The 18,628-nt window shown below is 64.9% G+C and carries 17 protein-coding genes and 2 pseudogenes; 10 read left to right on the forward strand and 9 right to left on the reverse strand.

All coding sequences use genetic code 11. From position 1 onward, the window contains the following. Positions 1-30 precede the first annotated feature (30 nt). The 3 genes and pseudogenes from CBP34_RS09545 to CBP34_RS09555 all read left to right on the forward strand — a co-directional run. Positions 31-3,057 (forward strand): Tn3 family transposase, encoded by a 3,027-nt coding sequence (locus tag CBP34_RS09545; RefSeq protein WP_094097881.1) that lies wholly within the window; start codon positions 31-33, stop codon positions 3,055-3,057. Further along, entirely contained in the window at positions 3,054-3,404 is a 351-nt protein-coding gene (tnpC, locus tag CBP34_RS09550) for a Tn3 family transposase post-transcriptional regulator TnpC (protein ID WP_094097882.1), read from the forward strand. Before CBP34_RS09545 ends, tnpC begins: the two co-directional genes overlap by 4 nt. A gap of 83 nt (positions 3,405-3,487) precedes the next feature. Next, a pseudogene (locus CBP34_RS09555) lies at positions 3,488-3,943 on the forward strand (SDR family NAD(P)-dependent oxidoreductase); the annotation flags it as partial. 82 nt (positions 3,944-4,025) lie between these two features. Here the strand turns inward: CBP34_RS09555 and CBP34_RS09560 are convergent. The 3 genes from CBP34_RS09560 to CBP34_RS09570 form a co-directional block, all read right to left on the reverse strand. Further along, positions 4,026-5,054 carry an IS30 family transposase gene (locus CBP34_RS09560; protein WP_094097883.1) on the reverse strand — a complete coding sequence of 343 codons (1,029 nt, stop codon included), beginning with the start codon at positions 5,052-5,054 and terminating at the stop codon, positions 4,026-4,028. Between the two features lie 73 nt (positions 5,055-5,127). Next, positions 5,128-6,534 carry an MATE family efflux transporter gene (locus CBP34_RS09565; RefSeq protein ID WP_094097884.1) on the reverse strand — a complete coding sequence of 469 codons (1,407 nt, stop codon included), beginning with the start codon at positions 6,532-6,534 and terminating at the stop codon, positions 5,128-5,130. Between the two features lie 68 nt (positions 6,535-6,602). Further along, positions 6,603-7,103, reverse strand: coding sequence for a MarR family winged helix-turn-helix transcriptional regulator (locus tag CBP34_RS09570; RefSeq protein WP_094097885.1), 501 nt, complete (start codon positions 7,101-7,103; stop codon positions 6,603-6,605). Between the two features lie 73 nt (positions 7,104-7,176). On the opposite strand from CBP34_RS09570, the gene CBP34_RS09575 reads away from it, so the two are divergent. Together CBP34_RS09575 and gloA are read left to right on the forward strand one after the other, a co-directional pair. Continuing rightward, positions 7,177-7,728 (forward strand): PaaI family thioesterase, encoded by a 552-nt coding sequence (locus tag CBP34_RS09575; protein ID WP_094097886.1) that lies wholly within the window; start codon positions 7,177-7,179, stop codon positions 7,726-7,728. Beyond that, a complete protein-coding gene (gloA, locus tag CBP34_RS09580) occupies positions 7,725-8,138 on the forward strand; it encodes a lactoylglutathione lyase (RefSeq protein WP_086927243.1) in 414 nt (137 codons plus the stop codon). Before CBP34_RS09575 ends, gloA begins: the two co-directional genes overlap by 4 nt. Positions 8,139-8,250: 112 nt before the next feature. Here gloA and CBP34_RS09585 read toward each other — a convergent pair whose 3' ends face one another. Continuing rightward, positions 8,251-8,787, reverse strand: a complete 537-nt coding sequence (locus tag CBP34_RS09585) for an OmpA family protein (protein WP_094097887.1) — start codon at positions 8,785-8,787, stop codon at positions 8,251-8,253. A gap of 59 nt (positions 8,788-8,846) precedes the next feature. Between CBP34_RS09585 and CBP34_RS09590 the strand changes: the two genes are divergently transcribed. The 4 genes from CBP34_RS09590 (at position 8,847) to CBP34_RS09605 (ending at position 12,159) form a co-directional block, all read left to right on the forward strand. Then, positions 8,847-9,440 carry a gamma-glutamylcyclotransferase gene (locus CBP34_RS09590; protein ID WP_094097888.1) on the forward strand — a complete coding sequence of 198 codons (594 nt, stop codon included), beginning with the start codon at positions 8,847-8,849 and terminating at the stop codon, positions 9,438-9,440. A gap of 68 nt (positions 9,441-9,508) precedes the next feature. Next, positions 9,509-10,492, forward strand: a complete 984-nt coding sequence (locus CBP34_RS09595) for a calcium/sodium antiporter (protein ID WP_094099123.1) — start codon at positions 9,509-9,511, stop codon at positions 10,490-10,492. A 91-nt stretch (positions 10,493-10,583) separates the two neighbouring features. After that, on the forward strand, positions 10,584-11,468 hold the full coding sequence (locus CBP34_RS09600) for a universal stress protein (protein WP_094097889.1): 885 nt from the start codon (positions 10,584-10,586) through the stop codon (positions 11,466-11,468). Positions 11,469-11,637: 169 nt separating this feature from the next. Continuing rightward, a complete protein-coding gene (locus tag CBP34_RS09605) occupies positions 11,638-12,159 on the forward strand; it encodes a superoxide dismutase family protein (RefSeq protein ID WP_094097890.1) in 522 nt (173 codons plus the stop codon). A 12-nt stretch (positions 12,160-12,171) separates the two neighbouring features. On the opposite strand, the gene CBP34_RS09610 is transcribed toward CBP34_RS09605, so the two are convergent. From CBP34_RS09610 to CBP34_RS09620, 3 genes are read right to left on the reverse strand one after another with little or no spacing between them, the layout of a single operon-like run. Then, positions 12,172-12,744 (reverse strand): nucleotidyltransferase family protein, encoded by a 573-nt coding sequence (locus tag CBP34_RS09610; protein WP_094097891.1) that lies wholly within the window; start codon positions 12,742-12,744, stop codon positions 12,172-12,174. Further along, a complete protein-coding gene (locus CBP34_RS09615) occupies positions 12,744-15,029 on the reverse strand; it encodes a xanthine dehydrogenase family protein molybdopterin-binding subunit (protein WP_094097892.1) in 2,286 nt (761 codons plus the stop codon). Before CBP34_RS09615 ends, CBP34_RS09610 begins: the two co-directional genes overlap by 1 nt. Before the next feature lie 11 nt (positions 15,030-15,040). Then, entirely contained in the window at positions 15,041-15,499 is a 459-nt protein-coding gene (locus CBP34_RS09620) for a (2Fe-2S)-binding protein (protein ID WP_086912403.1), read from the reverse strand. A gap of 176 nt (positions 15,500-15,675) precedes the next feature. On the opposite strand from CBP34_RS09620, the gene pdxH reads away from it, so the two are divergent. Next, a complete protein-coding gene (gene pdxH, locus CBP34_RS09625; RefSeq protein ID WP_094097893.1) occupies positions 15,676-16,314 on the forward strand; it encodes a pyridoxamine 5'-phosphate oxidase in 639 nt (212 codons plus the stop codon). Between the two features lie 6 nt (positions 16,315-16,320). Here pdxH and CBP34_RS09630 read toward each other — a convergent pair whose 3' ends face one another. Together CBP34_RS09630 and chrA are read right to left on the reverse strand one after the other, a co-directional pair. Further along, on the reverse strand, positions 16,321-17,268 hold the full coding sequence (locus CBP34_RS09630) for an AEC family transporter (RefSeq protein WP_094097894.1): 948 nt from the start codon (positions 17,266-17,268) through the stop codon (positions 16,321-16,323). Between the two features lie 126 nt (positions 17,269-17,394). Then, positions 17,395-18,626, reverse strand: a pseudogene (chrA, locus tag CBP34_RS09635) (chromate efflux transporter). Positions 18,627-18,628: the final 2 nt, after the last annotated feature.

An 18,628-nucleotide genomic window follows, 5' to 3' on the forward strand; every position in this document is an offset into this window, starting at 1 on the left:
ATCGACCCTGCCTTGTGGGAGTTTTGCGCCATGGCGAGCATTGAACGTACTGCTTACCCTCGATTTCCTAGAACGCTGACGCTCAAGGATTTGCAGTCGTCGTTCACGCCGAGGCCCCAGGAGATCGAATGGGCCCACCAGCATTCGCGGACGCAGGAACGTCGTCTGGCCTTGCTCGTGCTGCTCAAATGCTTCGAGTTCCTGCGTCACTTTCCGGCGCTCGAAGTCATTCCTGTCGAGCTCGTCGAGCATGTTTCCGCCACCCTGGGCATGGCGCCGATCGAGAAGATCGAGTTCGCGTCCTTGGCCACGCTGTATCGCCACCACAAGGCGATACGCGAACTGCTCGGTGTCAAGCCCTACACCGATGAACAAACAAGGAAGCTGACGAGCCGGATCGCCCAAGACGCCGCCGGCATCGTGGAGACCCGCGCGGACATCATCAACATCACGATCGAGGAGTTGGTGCGACTGGGCTACGAGCTGCCGGTGTTTCGAACACTCGACGAAATAGCCGAGCAGGCGCATTCAACCGCCGAGGCTGCCTTGCACAAGCGGATCACCCAACGCCTGACCCTGGCCCAGCGAAACTGGCTTGATCGGCTGCTGATGGCCGAACTTCCAGCCCGACGCACGCTGTACAACCAGATCAAGAAGTCTGCGAAAAAAGCCTCGCGCAAGCATCTGGAATTGCTGCTGGACCAGTTGACCTGGCTGGAGTCCTTGCCCGACAGCGACACGCTGCTCGACGGCGTGCCGGCGACCAAGCTCAAGCACATGGCCGACATGGCATCCGCGCTCGATGCGGGCGACATGAAGGATTTGCTGCCCGCCAAGCGCTACACGCTGATCCTGGCACTGGTTCGTCAGATGCGCGTGAGAGCCCGCGACGACGTGGCAGAGATGTTCATTCGCCGCATCGGCGCCATTCACAAAACTGCCAAGGAGGAACTGCAGGTGATCCAGGCGCGCCAGCGCGAACTGAGCGAGGAGCTGGTGGCCACGCTGGAGCAGGTGCTGGAGATCCTCGCCGAAAACCTGGATGACGCCAGTACCGGGCAACGCGTGCGCGAACTGCTTGCGCCGCACGGCAACCTCGGTCAGCTGAGGACGGACTGCGAGGCAATTCGCGTGTGGAGCGGCGGCAACCACCTGCCGTTGATCTGGAAGGCCTTTAGCAGCTGGCGCGCGGCGATGTTCCGGATGGCGAAGGCGCTGCGTTTCGAGGCAGCCACCCAGGACCGCAATCTGCTCGATGCCCTGGAAGTCGTGCTGGCCAATGAACACCGCAAGGTCGAGTGGATCACAGACGACTTGACGCTGTCGTTCGCCTCCGAGCGCTGGCGCAAGCTGGTGCGCCGTTCGCATGGCCTGGGCCCTCCGACGAACCGGCGCTACCTGGAGGTGTGCGTGTTCAGTTATCTGAGCGGCGATCTTCGCTCCGGCGATGTGTGCATCGAAGGCTCGGAATCCTTTGCCGACTATCGCGCGCAGCTGTTGCCATGGAAGGAGTGCGAAGCGCTTCTGCCGACTTACTGCGACCGGATCGGCATACCAGCCACCGCGGGTGACTTCGTCGACGGTCTCAAGCAACTGCTCACCGAGACGGCCGAAAAAGTCGATGAAGAGTTTCCGCAGCATGCAGGCGACGTGGTGATCGGCAGCACTGGCGAGCCGACCTTGCGGCGTGTCGTTGCGCGCGAAGTGCCGGCGTCAGCCATCGCTTTGCACGCCGCTATCGAAAATCGCACGGTGCCGCGCAACCTGCTGGATGTTCTGGCCAACATCGAGCACTGGACCGGATTTACGCGGAATTTCGGTCCGCAGTCAGGCGACGATCCCAAACTTCGCAACGGACGCGAGCGCTACTTGCTGACCGTGTTCGCGATGGGCTGCAACCTCGGGCCCAACCAGGCAGCGCGCCACCTGTCCAATGGAGTGACACCGCACCAGCTGTCCTATGCCAACCAGCGGCACATGAGCCTGGACCAGTTGGACAACGCCTGCCGGGATCTGACCGAGCTTTACCTGCGGCTCGAGTTGCCCAAGCTATGGGGCGAGGGCAAGAGGGTGGCGGCCGATGGCACGCAGTACGATTTCTACGACCAGAATCTGCTGGTAGGCATGCATTTCCGGTACCGGCGCATGGGGGCAGTGGCTTATCGGCATGTGGCCGACAACTACATCGCGGTGTTCCGCCATTTCATACCACCAGGGGTGCTCGAAGCGGTCTATGTCATCGAGGGTCTGATGAAGGCGGGCCTGAGCGTGCAGGCCGACACGGTGTATTCGGACACCCATGGTCAGTCGGAAACGGTCTTCGCCTTCACGCACTTGGCAGGCATCCAGTTGATGCCTCGCATCCGGAACTGGAAGGACCTGCGTTTCTATCGGCCAGAGAGAGGTACGCGCTACCGTCATGTTGACCGTTTGTTCACCGACGTGGTGGACTGGAAGCTGATTCGCGACCATTGGCGCGATCTCATGCAGGTGTCCATCTCGATCCAGGCCGGACGGATCGCCTCGCCGATGCTGCTGCGCAAGCTCAGCCAGGAAGGGCGGCACAACCGGCTGTTTGCTGCGGCTCGCGAGCTCGGCCGCGTGCTGCGCACCGTCTATCTGTTGCGCTGGATCTCCAGCAAAGAGATGCGCCAGGAGGTCAGTGCCACGACGAACAAGATCGAGTCGTACCACGCATTCACGAAGTGGCTGGACTTCGGGGGCGACGTGATCAACGAGAACGATCCCAACGAGCAGCAGAAGCGGGTGCGCTTCATCGACCTGGTGGCGTCGTCGGTGATCCTGCAGAACACGGTGGACATGATGCGGGTTTTGCAGGAGATGTACGCCGACGGGGAGCCGGTGTCTGCGGCCGATGTCGAATACCTGAGTCCGTACATGACCTCGGGCATCAAGCGTTTCGGCAACTATCACCTCGACCTGAAACGGCCGCCGGAGCCCTGGGTCAAGGAGTCGCAGTTTCGGGAGGCGGCCAAGCGCGCGCGAGCTGCGGCCGCGGAGGCGCAGCGCGCCGGGCAAAAAGGAGCAGGGACATGAGAGATCCAGACGCCACCATCGTCACGGCCCACGGCCGGCTCGACCGGGCTGCGCTGGCGCGTGCGCAAAGCAGCTACGACACCACAGCGCTGCTGAGCGCGGTCGAGGAGCTGGACAGGATTGTTGGGCGTGCGCGAGGGCAGGATGGCCTCCGGGACATCCTGATGCGGCTGCACGGCATGGCCCACGCCGTGATCAACGGCGCAGGGCTGTCGGTCTCAACGAGCCAGGGGAGTCTGCCGGAGCTAGCCTTCGATGCGACTGCGGAGATTCTGCAAACGATCTCTACGTTGCAAAGGTGGGTGGAACTGATCCAACCATTGGGGAGCCTTCAGCCTCGCGATTGAGCGACGGAATCGCATTAAAGGTTTTGACTAAATAACCTTAGGGCTTATGAGTCAAAACTGGCCTTATCCCGGCTTGCCCTCATTTTGACGCCGTGCTGCGGGTCAACCTCAAGGGCTCGTTCCTCGTCGGCCAGGCGGTGGCGCGGGCCATGGTGGCGTCGGGCGGCGGCGCCATCGTCAATATGAGCTCGGTCAACGGCGTGTTGGCCATTCCCAACATCTCCAGCTACAACGTGAGCAAAGGCGGCGTGAACCAGCTCACGCGGGTGATGGCCCTGGCGCTGGCCGACAAGAACATCCGAGTGAACGCTGTTGCGCCTGGGACCATTGCGACCGAGCTGGCCGCCAAAGCGGTGCTGACCAGCGATGAAGCCAAGAACAAGATCATGAGCCGCACTCCCATGAAGCGGCTGGGCGAGCCGTCGGAGATTGCCGATGTGGTGGCCTGGCTGGCCAGCGATGCGGCCAGTTATGTGACCGGCGAGATCGTGACCGTGGATGGCGGGCGGATGACGCTGAACTACACCGTTCCGGTCTGATCCAGTGAATAACTATAAAAGTGATAGCTGCAAGCGCTTTATGGATAAGGGCGGATTCAAGTCCAAGTGCAACAAATATTCATTAATGCACTGAATCAGGCTGTTGTGTCAGCCGGGCCAAATGTTCGGCATAAACCTCAATGGGCTTGCTCCACCCCAGAGTCATCCTGGGGCGCCCATTGAGCTCATCGGCTACGGCATCCAGATACTCCTGGCTATAGCCGCTCAGATCAGTCCCCTTGGGGAAGTACTGCCGCAGCAATCCATTGGTGTTTTCGTTGGAGCCCCGCTGCCAGGGGCTGTAGGGGTCACAGAAGTACACCTTCATGCCCGTGTTCTCGGTGAGCTTGGCATGCTCTGCCATCTCACTGCCACGGTCATAGGTCAGGCTCTGGCGCATCGGGCTGGCAATGCCATTGAGCTTGTCGCTGAAGGCCTGCAGTACATGTGCCGCTGTCGCCGGGTTGGGGTGCGGCAGCTTGACCAGCACCACCAGGCGGGTCGTGCGCTCGACCAGCGTGCCAATGGCACTGGCATTGCCTTTGCCCTTGATGAGGTCGCCCTCCCAGTGCCCGGGCAACTGACGATCCTCAATCTCGGGTGGGCGCACATGGATGCTCAGCAGGTCGGTGATTTGCCCACGCCGATCCTCGCCTTTGGAGCGCGGCCAGCGCTTGGCGCGGGCCATGCGCAAGCAGGCCACCAGCTCCTTCTTGAGCTCTCCGCGGGGCTGGGCGTAGATGCAGGTGTAGATGCTCTCGTGGGACACTTGTTTGCGCTTGTTGTCAGGGTGCAGTTTCTTCAACTGCCCAGCGATTTGCTGGGGAGACCAGTGCCGGAGCAGATAGTCGCGAACGATCTTGAACAAAGGTCCATCGCGGTGCAGTTTGGGCTGGGGACGGGCAAAGCATCTGCGCCTGTCGCTGCGTTGCTGGGCGAACTTGGAGGTGTAGGCCTTGGCGCCCGCATTGCGTTGGCATTCCCGGCTGATGGTGCTCTTGCAGCGCCCCAAGGCCCGCGCTATGGCGCTGAGGCTTTGCTTTTGCTGAAGCCCCAAGGCGATCGCATGGCGTTCGCTCTCGCTCAACTGCTGGTAATTCTTCTTTGTCATCTTGACCTCAATTCTCGGTGTTGCACTTCGGAATTGAGGCCGCCAAGCGTTAGCGGTAATTTTGATTCAATTTTCATGTTTGTGGCATGCGCCGCAGCAGGCCCGCCGTGCTGCGCGGCCAGCCCACCGGGCCAAACCAGGCACCACCCGCAATCGCCCAGGCGTTGACCAGGCCGTATGACACCAGCGCCACACCTTGGGCGGCAAACACCGCTGCCAAACCGCCGCCCCAGCGCAGCGCCAGCCAGCCGCCGGTGACTGCCACCGCCAGGCGCACGATGTTGCCGATCACCGGCCAGAGCAGGCGTCCTGCCCCTTGGGAGGCAAAGTACAGCACCAAGCCGAGGCCGAAAAAGCCGTACACGGGGCCGACGGTGCGCAGATACAGCGCACCCGCTTCCAGCATGGCGGGGTCGCTGTTGAACAGGGACAGCCATGCGTTGGGAAAGGCTGCCGCCCACAGGCCAATCGCCTCGGCCATCAAAAACGCCATGGCCGCGCCGATCCAGGTGGCGCGCAAGGCACGCTCGCGCTGGCCCGCGCCAATACAGGTGCCCACCATGGCCACCAGCGGTGCGCCCAGGCCGAAAACCAGCGGCACCAACAGATACTCCAGCCGCGACGCCGTGCCGTAGCCCGCGATGGCCGCCGTACCAAAACCGCCCACCAGCGCGGTGGTCACGCCAATCGAGAGATTGGTGGCGACCGTAGAGACCGTGCCCACCAGCCCGACCCGCAAGATGTCTTTGAACAACATCCAGCGAAACCGGATGTGGGTAAACGACGGCTGCAGCAGGCTGCGCGGCGACCACAGATACGCCGCCAGCACCAGGCTGCCGACTAGGTAGTACGCCATCAGCGCAATTGCCCCGCCCGCAATGCCCAGGCCGGGCACCGGCCCCCAGCCAAAGATGAGCAGCGGCGACAGCGGCACCAGCACCAGCGCGCCCAGCACCGTGACGTAGGCCGGCACGGCCATGTTGCCCGTGCCCCGGATCACGGCCGACAGTGTGTTGAACAGCCACACCAGAAACGCACCCGCAAACACCCAGTTGGAATAAACCAGCGCCGCGGACAGCGCGCCGCCGGTGCCGCCCATGCGGGTGTAAAGCCAGCGCCCTCCTCCCACCACGCCCGCGGTAAAGACGAGCGAGAACACCGCTGCGATGGCCAGCGCATGCAGCACCAGCGCATCGGCATCGTCCCGGCGCCGGGCGCCTAAAGCACGGGCAATGGCCGAAGCAATGCCGCCCCCCATGGCGCCGGCGGAAGTCATTTGCATCAGCATGACCACCGGGAACACCAGCGCCATGCCCGCCAGCGCATCGGTGCCCAACTGGCCGACAAAGTAGGTCTCGATGAGTCCGACGCCCGCCTGCGCCAGCATCACCAGCACATTGGGCGCCGCCAGCCGCAGCAGCGTGGGCGCGATGGGCGTCTCCAGCAGCATGCGGGTGCGGGGGTTGAGGCCGTCAGCCATGGGCCGCTCCTGCGCGGGCTACAGGCTTGCACTGCAACCCATGTCCGGGGCACAGGGTTGGCGGGGCGTCATTCGTCATGGCCAGCCTCCTGTGCTGGCAGCGCCGCCAGCAGGGCCAGCGAATCGTCCACCAGGGCATGCAGCGCCATCACGCGCTCAACGCCCAGCGTTTCGTTCAGCCCCAGTTGCGCGGCCTTCCAGTGGCGCTGCGCTTGCGCACGTTTGTCGCGGCCCGCGTCGGTGATGTGCACGAGGCGGCTGCGGGCATCGGCGCCCGCCTCCAGCGTCACCCAGCCCGCATCGACCAGGGGGCGCAGGTTGCGGGTGAGCGTGGAGGCATCCATCTTCATGGCCACCGCCAGGTCGCCTGGTCGGATCGGCCCCAGCTTGAGCACATGCGACAGCAATGAATACTGCGTGGTCTTGAGCCCGCACTGCGCCATTTCGGCGTCGTAATGGGTCGCCACGCGGCGCATCAGCTGGCGCAACTTGAAGTTGGTGCAGCCTTGCGGCCGCGCCTGAGGAACGGGCGGTTCCTCAGTGTCCATGGTGGAGGTGTTGGCTTGCATGGAGTTAATTGTATCTGCAACAATTGCACATGCAACTCATACGTTTCAACCACACCACCAACCCGGAAACCCCATGACGCAACACAACCACCTTGAACACTGGCTTGCGCAGGAGCGCGACATCCTTGCGCGGCTGGATGCTGGCCCCGGCCCGGGCGTAGCCCAGCGTGATCAGATCGCCCACCTGAACGGCCTGCAGCAAATGCAAGCCATGCTGCGCGGCGAGCTGCCTTATGCCGCCATCGCCAGAACGCTGGATTTTTTGATCGTGGAAGTGGATGAAGGACGGGCCACGTTCCAGGGCACGCCCCGCCTCGAACACTTGAACCCCATGGGCACCGTGCATGGTGGCTGGTTTGCCACCCTGCTCGACTCGGCCCTGGGCTGCGCCGTGCATACGCGCATGGAGCCGGGTCGCGGCTACACCACGGCCGAGCTGGGCATCACCCTGGTCAAGGCCATCACGCCGAAGGTGCAGCGCGTGCGCGCCGAGGGCCGCGTGATCCACAGCGGGCGTCAGCTGGCCACGGCCGAGGCGCGCCTGGTGGGGCCCGACGGCACGCTGTATGCCCACGCCACCACCACCTGCCTGGTTTTCGACTTGCCGGCACAATCGACGACATGAAATTCCTCCACACGATGCTGCGCGTTGGCAACCTTCAACGCTCGATTGATTTCTACACCCAGGTGCTGGGCATGCAACTGCTGCGCCAGTCCGAAAACCCCGAGTACAAATACTCGCTGGCGTTTCTGGGGTTTGATGGCGGCAACCCCGGCCAGGCCGAGATCGAGCTGACCTACAACTGGGGCACCGAGAGCTACGACCACGGCAATGCTTACGGCCACATTGCGCTGGGCGTGCCCGATGCCTACGCGGCGTGCGAAAAAATCAAGGCCGCTGGCGGCAACGTGACGCGCGAAGCAGGCCCCGTCAAAGGCGGCACCACGGTGATCGCGTTTGTGACGGACCCCGATGGCTACAAGATTGAATTGATCCAGCGCGCCGAGGGGACTGGCGGCGCGGGTCTGCGCTAATCAATCACTATGAAATAGATAGCTGCCAGCGCTTTATGGGTAAACGCTGGCAGCATATTCAATCAAAAAAAACCCGGCAATGCCGGGTTTTTTTATCAAGGAAGACCCGCGATCACTGGGCGCTCAAAGCCACTTCCACGCGGCGGGCTTCGGCGTTGCTGCCGCTGGCGGTGGTTTCTTCGGGCTTCTTGAGCTCGATCTTGTCTTCGGCCACGCCCAGCGCCTTGAGGGCATCGCGCACGGCAAAGGCGCGCTGCTTGGCCAGTTCGGCGTTCAGTGCGGCATCGCCGGTGGCGTCATGGAAGCCAGAGATCACGGCGTTCTTGCCTTCGGCCACGCCCTTGACCACATCGGCCAGGGCTTCGTTGGCGCCCGCTGCCAGGTCGGCCTTGGCGCTGGCAAAGTAGAACTTCACCACGCCGTTTTCCACGCGCACGCTGGCGCCGTCGGTGGCCACGGCGTCAGCGGCGGGTGCTGCTGGCGCGCTGCTCGCTACAGCGGTTGCAGCCGTCTTGGGCGCTGCCGAGCCGCGCACCTGCTTGACCACCACGGTGCCCACGACCACAGAGATCAACAGCGCAATCAGCGCGATCAGGAAACCGAGGGCAAAACGTTGCTGGCTGTCGTCGTCCGAGCTGTTGAAAGACATGGTGCAGAACTCCGTAAATAATGGTTTGCTGGATTAACCCGCGATTCTAAAGTGTTGCCATGACGATGCTCCCCGCACCCCACCGTGACCCGGCAACCATGCTCGAGCGCGCCCTGCACGAATGGGGCGGCCGCAGCGACCTGTGGGTGTTCGGCTACGCCTCGCTGATCTGGCGGCCCGATTTCGAGTTTGCCGAGCGCAGGGACGCGCGCGTGCATGGCTGGCATCGGGCGCTCAAGATGTGGAGCCGCATCAATCGGGGTACGCCCGAGTGCCCTGGCCTGGTGTTTGGCATGCTGTCGGGCGGCAGCTGCCGGGGGGTGGTGTTCCGTGTGGAGCAGGCCCATGTGCCGCAGGTGATGGAGACGCTCTGGCAGCGTGAGATGCCCTTGGCGACCTATGACCCGCGCTGGCTGACCTGCCACACGCCCCGCGGCACGGTGCAGGCACTGGCCTTCACCTTGTCACGCCGCAGTCCCAGCCACACGGGGGAACTGCACGAGGACGAATACCGGCGCATCTTCCTGCAGGCCCGTGGGCGCTATGGCACCACGCACGACTATGCGCAAGCCACCTTTGATGAGTTGCGCCGGCAGGGCATCCACGACCGGGCGCTGGCCCGGTTGCTTGCGTTGTCCGGCTCAAAAAGCTGAGCCCTTTGCCCATTGCACGCGGTGCGTCGTCTCACGGATGGCCGGTACCGCCTCCCATAATGGAGCCCATGGATTGGATTCCCCTCACCTCTTTTATTGCAGGCCTTGTTGTCGTCATCGTGGGTGCAGAACTCATCGTTCGCGGCGGATCGCGGGTAGGAGCCTTGCTGGGGGTGTCACCCATGATCTTGGGCCTGACAGTGGTGGCCATCGGCACCAGCACGCCCGAGCTGGCCGTGGGGTTGACGGCCGCAGCCGAAGGCAACGGTGGGCTTGCGGTGGGCAATATTGCGGGCACCAACATCGTCAACATCCTTCTCATTCTTGGGTTAAGCGCGTGGATCATGCCGCTCAAGGTGCAGCTGCTCAGCCTGAAACTGGATTTGCCCGTGATGGTGGGCTCCGCTCTTGCTCTGCTGTGGATGGCTTGGGACGGCGTGCTCAGCCGCCAGGAGGGCGCATGGATGGTGGGGGCATCAGTGCTCTACACCATCGCCATGGTGCGCGTGAGCCGGCGAGAGAGCCTGCCCATCCAGCAAGAATTTTCCCGCGAATACAGCGCCAAAAATATCCTGCCCCGTGTGGCCACGCTGCAGGGCACGGTAAGCGTGCTGATGCTGCTTGCTGGCATCGTGGTGGTGGTTGTGGGTGCAGAGCTGCTGGTGTCGGGGGCCGTAGAAATCGCCCAATCGCTGGGTGTTTCGGACGCCGTGGTGGGCCTCACCATTGTGGCCATCGGAACCTCGGCCCCCGAGCTGGCCACCACCATCATGGGCACGCTGAAAAACGAGCGCGACATTGCCATTGGCAACCTGATCGGCAGCAGCACCTACAACATCCTTTTCATCCTTGGTGTCACCTGTCTCGCGTCGCCCGGCGGGGTGCCGGTGGAGGCCTCGCTGCTGCATTTTGACCTGCCGCTGGCGGCCCTGGTGGCGCTGCTGTGTGTGCCGGTGTTTGCAACCGACCGCCTTATTTCACGCAAGGAGGGGGCTTTCTTTGTGGCCGCCTATGCGGTTTACCTGTGCACGCTGATTTTCTTGCGTGCGTAAGTGACGCAGCCGGCGGCGCAGTTGGCGCCGCATCCAAACCATCGTGGAGAATTGCCGCCATCAGCCCTCGATTGCCCAGCGGAGAATCACCATGGTCCCCTTGCACCGGCTTGTCGCCGCCACCGATCTTTCCGCACCCGCGCGCCACGCGGTGGAGCGCGCTGCCAGCGTAGCGCTAGCTACCGGGGCACAGCTCGATGTGGTCCACGTCGCTACGCCTGCACCGATCGAAAGGCTGCGGCGGCTGGCCGGTCAGATCCCGTCGGATCTGGAAAAGCTCATGCTGGAGGCCCCACGCAACGCCATGCAGGAGCTGGCCAGCGCGCTGGCGCAGCGCCATGGCGTCACGGCGCAGGTGCATGTGGCCAGTGGTTCATTGCTGACGGAGTTGCGCCAGCACACCGAAACGATCAACGCCGACCTGGTGGTGCTGGGTGCGCGGGGCGCCAGTTTCATGCGGCACATGCTGCTGGGCTCTACCGCCGACCGCATGGTGAGCCGGGCTACACGCCCCATGCTGGTGGTCAAGCAGGCGCCCCATGAGCCCTACAAGACGGTGCTGGTGCCCGTGGATTTTTCAGAGCGATCCCTGCGCTCCATCCGCCTGGCACAGGCGGTTGCGCCGAGGGCCGCGCTCATCTTGCTGCATGCCTATGACGTGCCGTTCGAAGGAATGATGGAATATGCCGGTGTGCACGCCGATGAAATCCAGCGCTACCGCGCCAGTGCGCGGCAGGAGGCCCAGCAAAGCATGGTGGCGTTGTGCGAGGCGGCGGGCCTGAACCCGGCGTTGACCCCCACGCTGGTGATGCACGGCGACCCCTCCCTGCTGCTGGTTCAGCAAGAGCAGGAGCTCGACTGCGACCTCCTCGTGATGGGCAAGCAAGGGGACAACGCGGTGGAAGACATGCTTTTGGGCAGCGTCACGCGCTATGCCCTGGCCCAGTCGCAGTGCGATGTGCTGATAGCGGTGTAACCCGCCGGCACGGCGACTGCGCCGAACGCCGTTGGCGGCAGTTGTGGTTCCGGGTTGTCGGATGGAGAATGGGCGCAGTCACCAAGGCGCCCTCCGGCAGCGCCTGGGGCAAGCCCCCATCTCCGTGAATGCCGGTGGTTCCCGTCAATCTACTTCAGGAGTCTCAGACATGTCCTTGCACACCGTTTTCCTGTCCGCCGCCGTGGTGGTCACACTGGCGGGCTGCGCCGCGTATTCGTCGGGCCCCAGCGCCACGGCCAAACTGGAGCCCACGCGCGGCAACGCCGCTGCGGGCACGGTCACATTTGTGCAGTCGGGCGAGGTGGTGAAGGTGTCGGGCTCCATCACCGGCCTCAAGCCGGGCGCCGAGCACGGTTTTCACATCCACGAGAAAGGCGATTGCTCCAGCGGCGACGGCCTGAGCGCCGGCGGCCACTTCAACCTCGGTGGCAAGCCGCATGGCCACCATGGCATGGGCGAGCACCACACGGGCGACCTGCCCAGCCTCAAGGCTGATGCCAACGGCGTGGCTGCATTCAACTTTGAATCGCGCACCATCCGTGTGGGCGGCAGCGCCAATGACATCGTTGGCAAAGGCCTGATCGTGCACCGCGACCCGGACGACTACCAGACCCAGCCTACCGGCAATGCAGGCCCGCGCCTGGCCTGCGCCGTCATCACGGCCAGATAACAACCGCCTGGGTTAGCCGCGCGCCGCCAGCCACTGCGCGGCGCGTTCCAGGTCCTGCACGGTGTCCACATCGGTCACCGTGCCCGCATCGTCCACATCCACAAGCCGCACCCTGCCCTGCTCGGCCTGCCCGCGCACCACACTGGCAGCGCCCTGCTCGCCAGTCAGGGCCAGCAAGCCCTGCTGGCATTGCGCCGCAAAACCGACCGGGTGACCGCGCTCGCCGTGGTGCACCGGCACCGCCACGGAGCAGTCCGCCAGCGCGGCGGCGATGGTGCGCAGGGTTTCGGGCTGGACCAGCGGCAGATCACCGGGCAGCACCAGCCAGCCGGGGGCATTTGCGGTGGCGCGCACCGCAGCAGCGATCGACTCGCCCATGCCCGGGTGGCTTGCATCTTCCAGGTGCCAGGGCAAACCGCTGGCACGCACGGCGGCCAGCGTGTGCTGCAGCACGGTTTTTCCGCTGAGCAACGCACTCAGTTTATGCACCGTGCCGCCCGACGCCGCAAAGCGCTCGCCCCTGCCAGAAGCCAGCACCAGCACCACCGGCTGGGCGGATGCGTTGGCGTGGTCGCTTGCTGCCATCAGGCCAGCTTGAACGGCAGCTCGCGCGGCGTTTTGCCCGTGATCTGGGCGATGGCGTTGGCAAAAGCCGGTGCCAGCGGTGGCAGGCCCGGCTCGCCCATGCCCTTGGGTGGGTCGGCGCTGGGCACGATGTGCACCGTCACCTGCGGCATGTCGGTGATGCGTGGCACGGCGTAGTCGCCAAAGTTGCTTTGCTCCACCACCCCGTCCTTGAGCGTGATGGCGGCGCCCGGCAGGCACATGCCCAGGCCCATCAGCGCGGCGCCCTGCACCTGGGCTTCCACGCTTTTGGGGTTGATCACCAGGTTGCAGTGCACGCCTGCGGTGATGCTGTGCAGCTTGGGCGTGCCATCCTTGACAGACGCCTCGACCACATAGGCCACCACCGACTCGAACGACTCATGCACCGCCACGCCCCAGGCGCGTCCGGCCGCCAGCTTCTTCTTGCCATAGCCCGACTGGGCCACGGCCAGCTGCAGCGCCGCCTTGTGGCGCGGGTGCTTGTCGCCTATCAGGGCCATGCGGTAGGCCACGGGGTCTTGCTTGCTGGCACGGGCCACTTCATCGATGAGGGTTTCCATCACGTAGGCCGTGTGGGTAGAGCCCACACTGCGCCACCACAGCACCGGCACATTCACGTCGGGGTGATGCACCGACAGCTTCATGGGCACGTTGTACGGCTCCCCCATGCCTTCGGTGGTCGTGGCGTCAATGCCGTTCTTGACCATGAAGGCCTCGAACGGTGAGCCCTTGGTGATGGACTGGCCCACGATGGTGTGGTCCCACGCCAGGATCTTGCCCTGTGCGTCAAACCCTATCTCGGCGCGGTGCACATGCATGGGGCGGTAATAGCCGCCCTTGATGTCGTCCTCGCGGCTCCAGAGTATGCGCACCGGGGCCGTGATGCCTGCCGTGCGCGCCGCCTTGGCCACGCCGCAGGCCTCCACCACGTAGTCGCTGGTGGGAATGGCGCGGCGGCCAAAGCCGCCACCGGCCATCTGGGTGTGCACCTTAATGTTCTGCGGCTGCAGACCCAGCGTCTTGGCGGCTGCCATGGCGTCCAGGCCCGGCATCTGCGTGCCCATCCAGAGTTCGGCCTTGTCCCCGTCCAGCTTGACGGTGCAGTTCAGCGGCTCCATGGGCGCGTGCGCCAGGTACGGGAAGACGAACTCGGCACTGATCTTGTGGGGTGCGCCCGCCAGCGGCGCCATGTCGGCCTGCATGGCCACGTTGCCCGGCTTGGCGGCCAGTTCGCGGTACTGCGCCAGCAGCGCTGTGGAATCTGGCTTGGCCACCGCGCTGGTGTCCCATTCCACCTTCAGTGCATCGCGCCCCTGCTTGGCGGTCCAGTAACCATCGGCCACGATGGCCACGCCCTCGCCGCCCCGGTCGGTGGGCACGCGCAGCACGGCTTTCACGCCCTTGATGGCTTTGGCCGCGCTATCGTCCAGCGACTTTACCTTGGCGCCAAACACCGGCGGGCGTGCCACCACGGCCGTGAGCATGCCGGGCAGGCGCACGTCGATGCCAAAGGCCTGCTGGCCGCTCGACTTGGCCTTGGCATCCAGTCGCCCGGTGGGCTTGCCGATCAGGCGGAACTGCTTGGGGTCCTTGAGGGCGACCTTTTCGGGCACGGGCTGCTTCATGGCGGCTTCGGCCAGCGCGCCGTAGCCCAGCTTCTTGCCGCCAGGGCCGACCACAAATCCATTGCTGGTGCGCAGCGCCGAAGCGTCCACGCCCCACTGCGAGGCCGCCGCCCACACCAGCATGGCCCGGGTGCGAGCGCCCAGTTCGCGGTACTGGGTGTACGAGTTCTTGATGGAGTTGGAGCCGCCCGTGAGGTGCATGCCAAACGCCGGGTCGGCATAGGCCGGGCTGGCATCGCCGTGCACGCTGCGCACCTTGCTCCAGTCGGCATCCAGCTCTTCGGCCAGGATCATGGGCAGGCCCGTTTGCACGCCCTGGCCAAATTCCAGCCGGTTGATGGTGACGGTGACCGTGCCATCGGCGTCAATGCGGACAAAGGCCGACGGTTGCTCAAACGGCTTGAGGCCCGCAGGCGCGTTGGATGCAGCAGCGCCCTGCGCGCCCGCCACCAGCGGGAACGCGCCGAGCGCAAAGCCCGAGGCCGCAGACAGCTTGAGGAAGGTGCGGCGCGCCACGCCTTCGGGTGCATCGAATGCTCCTGAATCCGTAGCGCCTTGCGCTTTCTCCATAAGCGCTTGAAGGTGTTTTGGCATGAAACGGTGCGCATGGCCCTGCAGGGCATGGGAATCGAAGTGCATGGTGTTCTCCTTTACGCCAGGGTTTTGGCCGCGTCATGGATGGCCGCGCGGATGCGCACATAGGTGCCGCAGCGGCACACATTGCCCGCCATGGCGGCGTCGATGTCGGCGTCGCTGGGTTTCTTCTTGCCCTTGAGCAAGGCGGTGGCGCTCATGATCTGGCCGCTTTGGCAGTAGCCGCATTGCGCCACATCGTGCTTCACCCAGGCGGCCTGCACGGCCTGGCCCACCTTGTCCTGGCCCACGGCCTCGATGGTGGTGATCTTCTGGCCCGCAGCCGCCGAGATGGGCGTGATGCACGAGCGCACCGGCGCACCGTTCAGATGCACCGTGCAGGCCCCGCACAAGGCCTGGCCACAGCCAAACTTGGTGCCGGTCATGCCCAGCGTGTCGCGCAGGGCCCAAAGAATGGGGGTGGATTCATCGGCATCCACAGCCGTGTCTTTGCCATTGATGTTGAGGGTCGGCATCGTGGGTTCTCCTGGGGAAAGCGGAAATTCGGGGGGCGCGCTCAGGGCCGCGCAATCAACCAGCCCGGCACGTTACGCCTTTCGTGCATCCCTGCGCCCGCAAAAGGTTACTTGGCGCATCGGATGGGCCGTCTGGCTGCACCTGTGCACGCACATGGGCGTGCACAATCGTGCCCATGACCACCTCCATCGCCGACCTTCGCAAGAGCTACGAGCGCGCCGAACTCAACGAAGACGCCTCGCACGCCGCACCCCTGCAGCAGTTTGACCAGTGGCTGAAAGAAGCCATCGCCTCGGAAGTGCCCGAGCCCAACGCCATGACCGTGGCCACCGTGGGCAGCGACATGCGCCCCAGCACCCGCGTGGTGCTGATCAAGGGTTATGACGAGCGCGGCATTGTCTGGTTTACCAATTACGACAGCCGCAAGGGCCGCCAGATTGCCGGCAACCCCTATGCGGCGCTGCAGTTCCATTGGGTGGAGCTGGAACGCGTGGTGCGCATCGAAGGCATCGTTGAAAAGGTCAGCGACGCCGAGAGCGACGAATACTTTGCCAGCCGCCCGCTCGACTCGCGCATCGGCGCCTGGGCCAGCCCGCAAAGCCAGGTGATCTCGGGCCGCGGCGTGCTGGTGGCCAATGCGGCCAAATACGGCGCGCAGTTCATGCTCAAGCCGCCCCGTCCACCGCACTGGGGCGGCTACCGCCTGCAACCCGACCAGTGGGAGTTCTGGCAGGGCCGCAAGAGCCGCCTGCATGACCGCCTGCGTTACCGCCAGGAAGGGGGCGCCTGGGTGCGCGAGCGCCTGGCGCCCTGAGCCAACTTACAGCCGGGCCGCCAGCAACAGCGCCACCGGTACCGTGACCAGCGCCAGCGTGGTGGACACGGCAATGCTGGCCGTGACCTCATCCTGTGCCACCCCGTAGCACTGGGCGAACAGGAACACATTGGCGCCCACCGGCAGCGCCGCAGTGGCCACCATCACGGCCAGCGACAACCCCGACAAGCCCAGCGCCCAGCCCAATGCGCCCAACAGCAGAGGGTGCACGATGTTCTTGACCAGGGCAATGCGCAGCGCGGCCTTGAAATGCGTGCCCACGGTGCTGAAGGCCAGCGTCACCCCCACCAGCAGCAGCGCCAGCGGCCCCAGCGCCTGCCCCAGCAGTTGCAGCGGCTTGCCAATGACATCGGGCACCACCAGCCCGGTCTGGGCGAACAACAAACCCACAATGATGGGCAGCGGCACCGGGTGCACGATGCCGTTGCCAATGGCCTGCAGCACCGTGCGCAGCATCGAATGCTGCGGGCCTTCGCCCGATCGCGCACGCTCGCGCGCCTGCGCCAGCTCGAACACCACCGTGGCGGCGGTCAGCAAAATCAGCGAATGCACCGAAATCAGCGTGAACAGCGTGACCAGCCCTGCCTGGCCAAACACCAGGCCCACCAGCGGCACGCCGATCATGATGGTGTTGCTGAAGGTATTGGCCAGCCCGCGCGCTGCCGCCAGGCTGCCAAAGCCCTGCACCACCAGCGTGACCGCAAAGATCAGCCCGGCGGCGGCGAAGTAGACGGCCACGGGGCCAAAGTCGAGGTCTTGCACCCGCACCGTGCTCATGGTGCGAAAAAGCAGCGCAGGCGTGAGGACCATGAACACCAGGTTGGACAGGTCCTTGACCGAGGTGGCCCGGATCCAGCCGCGCCGCCCCACAAAAAAGCCCAGCGCAATGAACAAAATGACAGGAACCAGGGACGCAAAGACGGGAGAGTTCACGGTGTGGCGGGCGCGGTGCGCTGAAAACGAGAGGATTAGCCCGGCAACCTGCGTATGCCGCAACTACATTTTTGATAGCTGGTAGCGCTTGTCCATCAAGCGCCAGCGGCTATTTTGGCTTAAAAATCACAGCCACGCGGCCAACACGGCGCCGCCCACGCCGCAGGCCAGCACCACCGCCCAGGGCGGCGCGCGCCAGAACACCAGCGCTACAAAGGCGGCCAGCGCCAGGCCAAAATCGGCGCCGCTGTGGATGGCGCTGGTCCACACCGGGTTGTAGAGCGCCGCCAGCAGCAGGCCCACCACCGCCGCATTCACGCCCGCCAGTGCCGCCTGCGCATGCGGGCTGCGCCGCAGGGGCGCCCAAAACGGCAAAGCCCCGGCCACCAGCAGAAACGACGGCACAAAAATCGCCACCAGGCACACCACCGCCCCCAGCCAACCGCCCGGCCAGACCTGCATGGACGCACCCAGAAACGCCGCAAAGGTGAACAGCGGCCCCGGCACCGCCTGCGTGGCCCCATAGCCGGCCAAAAACGCATCGGCCGACACCCAGCCCGGCCCCACCACCTCGGCCTGCAGCAGCGGCAGCACCACATGGCCGCCGCCAAACACCAGCGCGCCCACGCGGTAGAACGCATCCACCATGGCCAGCAGCGAACCGGGCCACAGACGCACGGCCAGCGGCAGCAGCACCAGCAAGGCCACAAACACGACAAGCAGCACCCCCCCTGTGCGCCGACGCAGCGGCACATGCAAGCCATCGGGTGCGTCGATGGGCGCTTGGGGCGCCGCCGCCCTGCCCCGCCCAAAAAGCCACCGACCGGCCACGCCCGCGGCCAGCATCACGCCCACCTGGCCCACACACCGGGCACCAGCAACACCGCGCAGCACGCCAGCACCATCAGCGTGACCCGCGCCCGCCCCACGCACAGGCTGCGCGCCATGCCCCACACCGCCTGCGCCACCACGGCCACCGCCACCACCTTGAGCCCATGGATGGCGCCCGCCGGCAGCACCGCATGCCCGCCCGCCAGCCCCAGGCCGAACAAGGCCAGCACCAGTGCCGACGGCAGCGTGAACCCCAGCCACGCAGCCAGTGCCCCAGGCATGCCGGCCCGCATCAACCCCAGCGCCATGCCCACCTGGCTGCTGGCGGGGCCGGGCAAAAACTGGCACAGCGCCACCAGGTCGGCATAACTGTGCTCGGTCAGCCACCGGCGGCGCTGCACGAATTCATCGCGAAAGTAGCCCAGGTGCGCCACCGGACCGCCAAACGACGTGAGGCCCAGGCGCAAAAAAATCCCGAATACCTGCCATGCAGAGGTGGGGCCACCGCCAGCGCTGTGTTGCGGCATGG

It is taken from the genome of Acidovorax carolinensis (assembly GCF_002157145.1).
Lineage (GTDB): Bacteria > Pseudomonadota > Gammaproteobacteria > Burkholderiales > Burkholderiaceae_C > Acidovorax > Acidovorax carolinensis.

Bases quoted from the DNA above. Each gene is read 5' to 3' on its own strand.
- CBP34_RS09575 (WP_094097886.1), top strand. From the start codon at position 7,177: ATGACGCAACACAACCACCTTGAACACTGGCTTGCGCAGGAGCGCGAC.
- CBP34_RS09565 (WP_094097884.1), bottom strand. From the start codon at position 6,534: ATGGCTGACGGCCTCAACCCCCGCACCCGCATGCTGCTGGAGACGCCC.
- CBP34_RS09610 (WP_094097891.1), bottom strand. From the start codon at position 12,744: ATGGCAGCAAGCGACCACGCCAACGCATCCGCCCAGCCGGTGGTGCTG.
- CBP34_RS09615 (WP_094097892.1), bottom strand. From the start codon at position 15,029: ATGCACTTCGATTCCCATGCCCTGCAGGGCCATGCGCACCGTTTCATG.
- CBP34_RS09620 (WP_086912403.1), bottom strand. From the start codon at position 15,499: ATGCCGACCCTCAACATCAATGGCAAAGACACGGCTGTGGATGCCGAT.
- CBP34_RS09595 (WP_094099123.1), top strand. From the start codon at position 9,509: ATGGATTGGATTCCCCTCACCTCTTTTATTGCAGGCCTTGTTGTCGTC.
- CBP34_RS09560 (WP_094097883.1), bottom strand. From the start codon at position 5,054: ATGACAAAGAAGAATTACCAGCAGTTGAGCGAGAGCGAACGCCATGCG.
- gloA (WP_086927243.1), top strand. From the start codon at position 7,725: ATGAAATTCCTCCACACGATGCTGCGCGTTGGCAACCTTCAACGCTCG.
- CBP34_RS09570 (WP_094097885.1), bottom strand. From the start codon at position 7,103: ATGCAAGCCAACACCTCCACCATGGACACTGAGGAACCGCCCGTTCCT.
- CBP34_RS09545 (WP_094097881.1), top strand. From the start codon at position 31: ATGGCGAGCATTGAACGTACTGCTTACCCTCGATTTCCTAGAACGCTG.
- pdxH (WP_094097893.1), top strand. From the start codon at position 15,676: ATGACCACCTCCATCGCCGACCTTCGCAAGAGCTACGAGCGCGCCGAA.
- CBP34_RS09605 (WP_094097890.1), top strand. From the start codon at position 11,638: ATGTCCTTGCACACCGTTTTCCTGTCCGCCGCCGTGGTGGTCACACTG.
- tnpC (WP_094097882.1), top strand. From the start codon at position 3,054: ATGAGAGATCCAGACGCCACCATCGTCACGGCCCACGGCCGGCTCGAC.
- CBP34_RS09585 (WP_094097887.1), bottom strand. From the start codon at position 8,787: ATGTCTTTCAACAGCTCGGACGACGACAGCCAGCAACGTTTTGCCCTC.
- CBP34_RS09600 (WP_094097889.1), top strand. From the start codon at position 10,584: ATGGTCCCCTTGCACCGGCTTGTCGCCGCCACCGATCTTTCCGCACCC.
- CBP34_RS09590 (WP_094097888.1), top strand. From the start codon at position 8,847: ATGACGATGCTCCCCGCACCCCACCGTGACCCGGCAACCATGCTCGAG.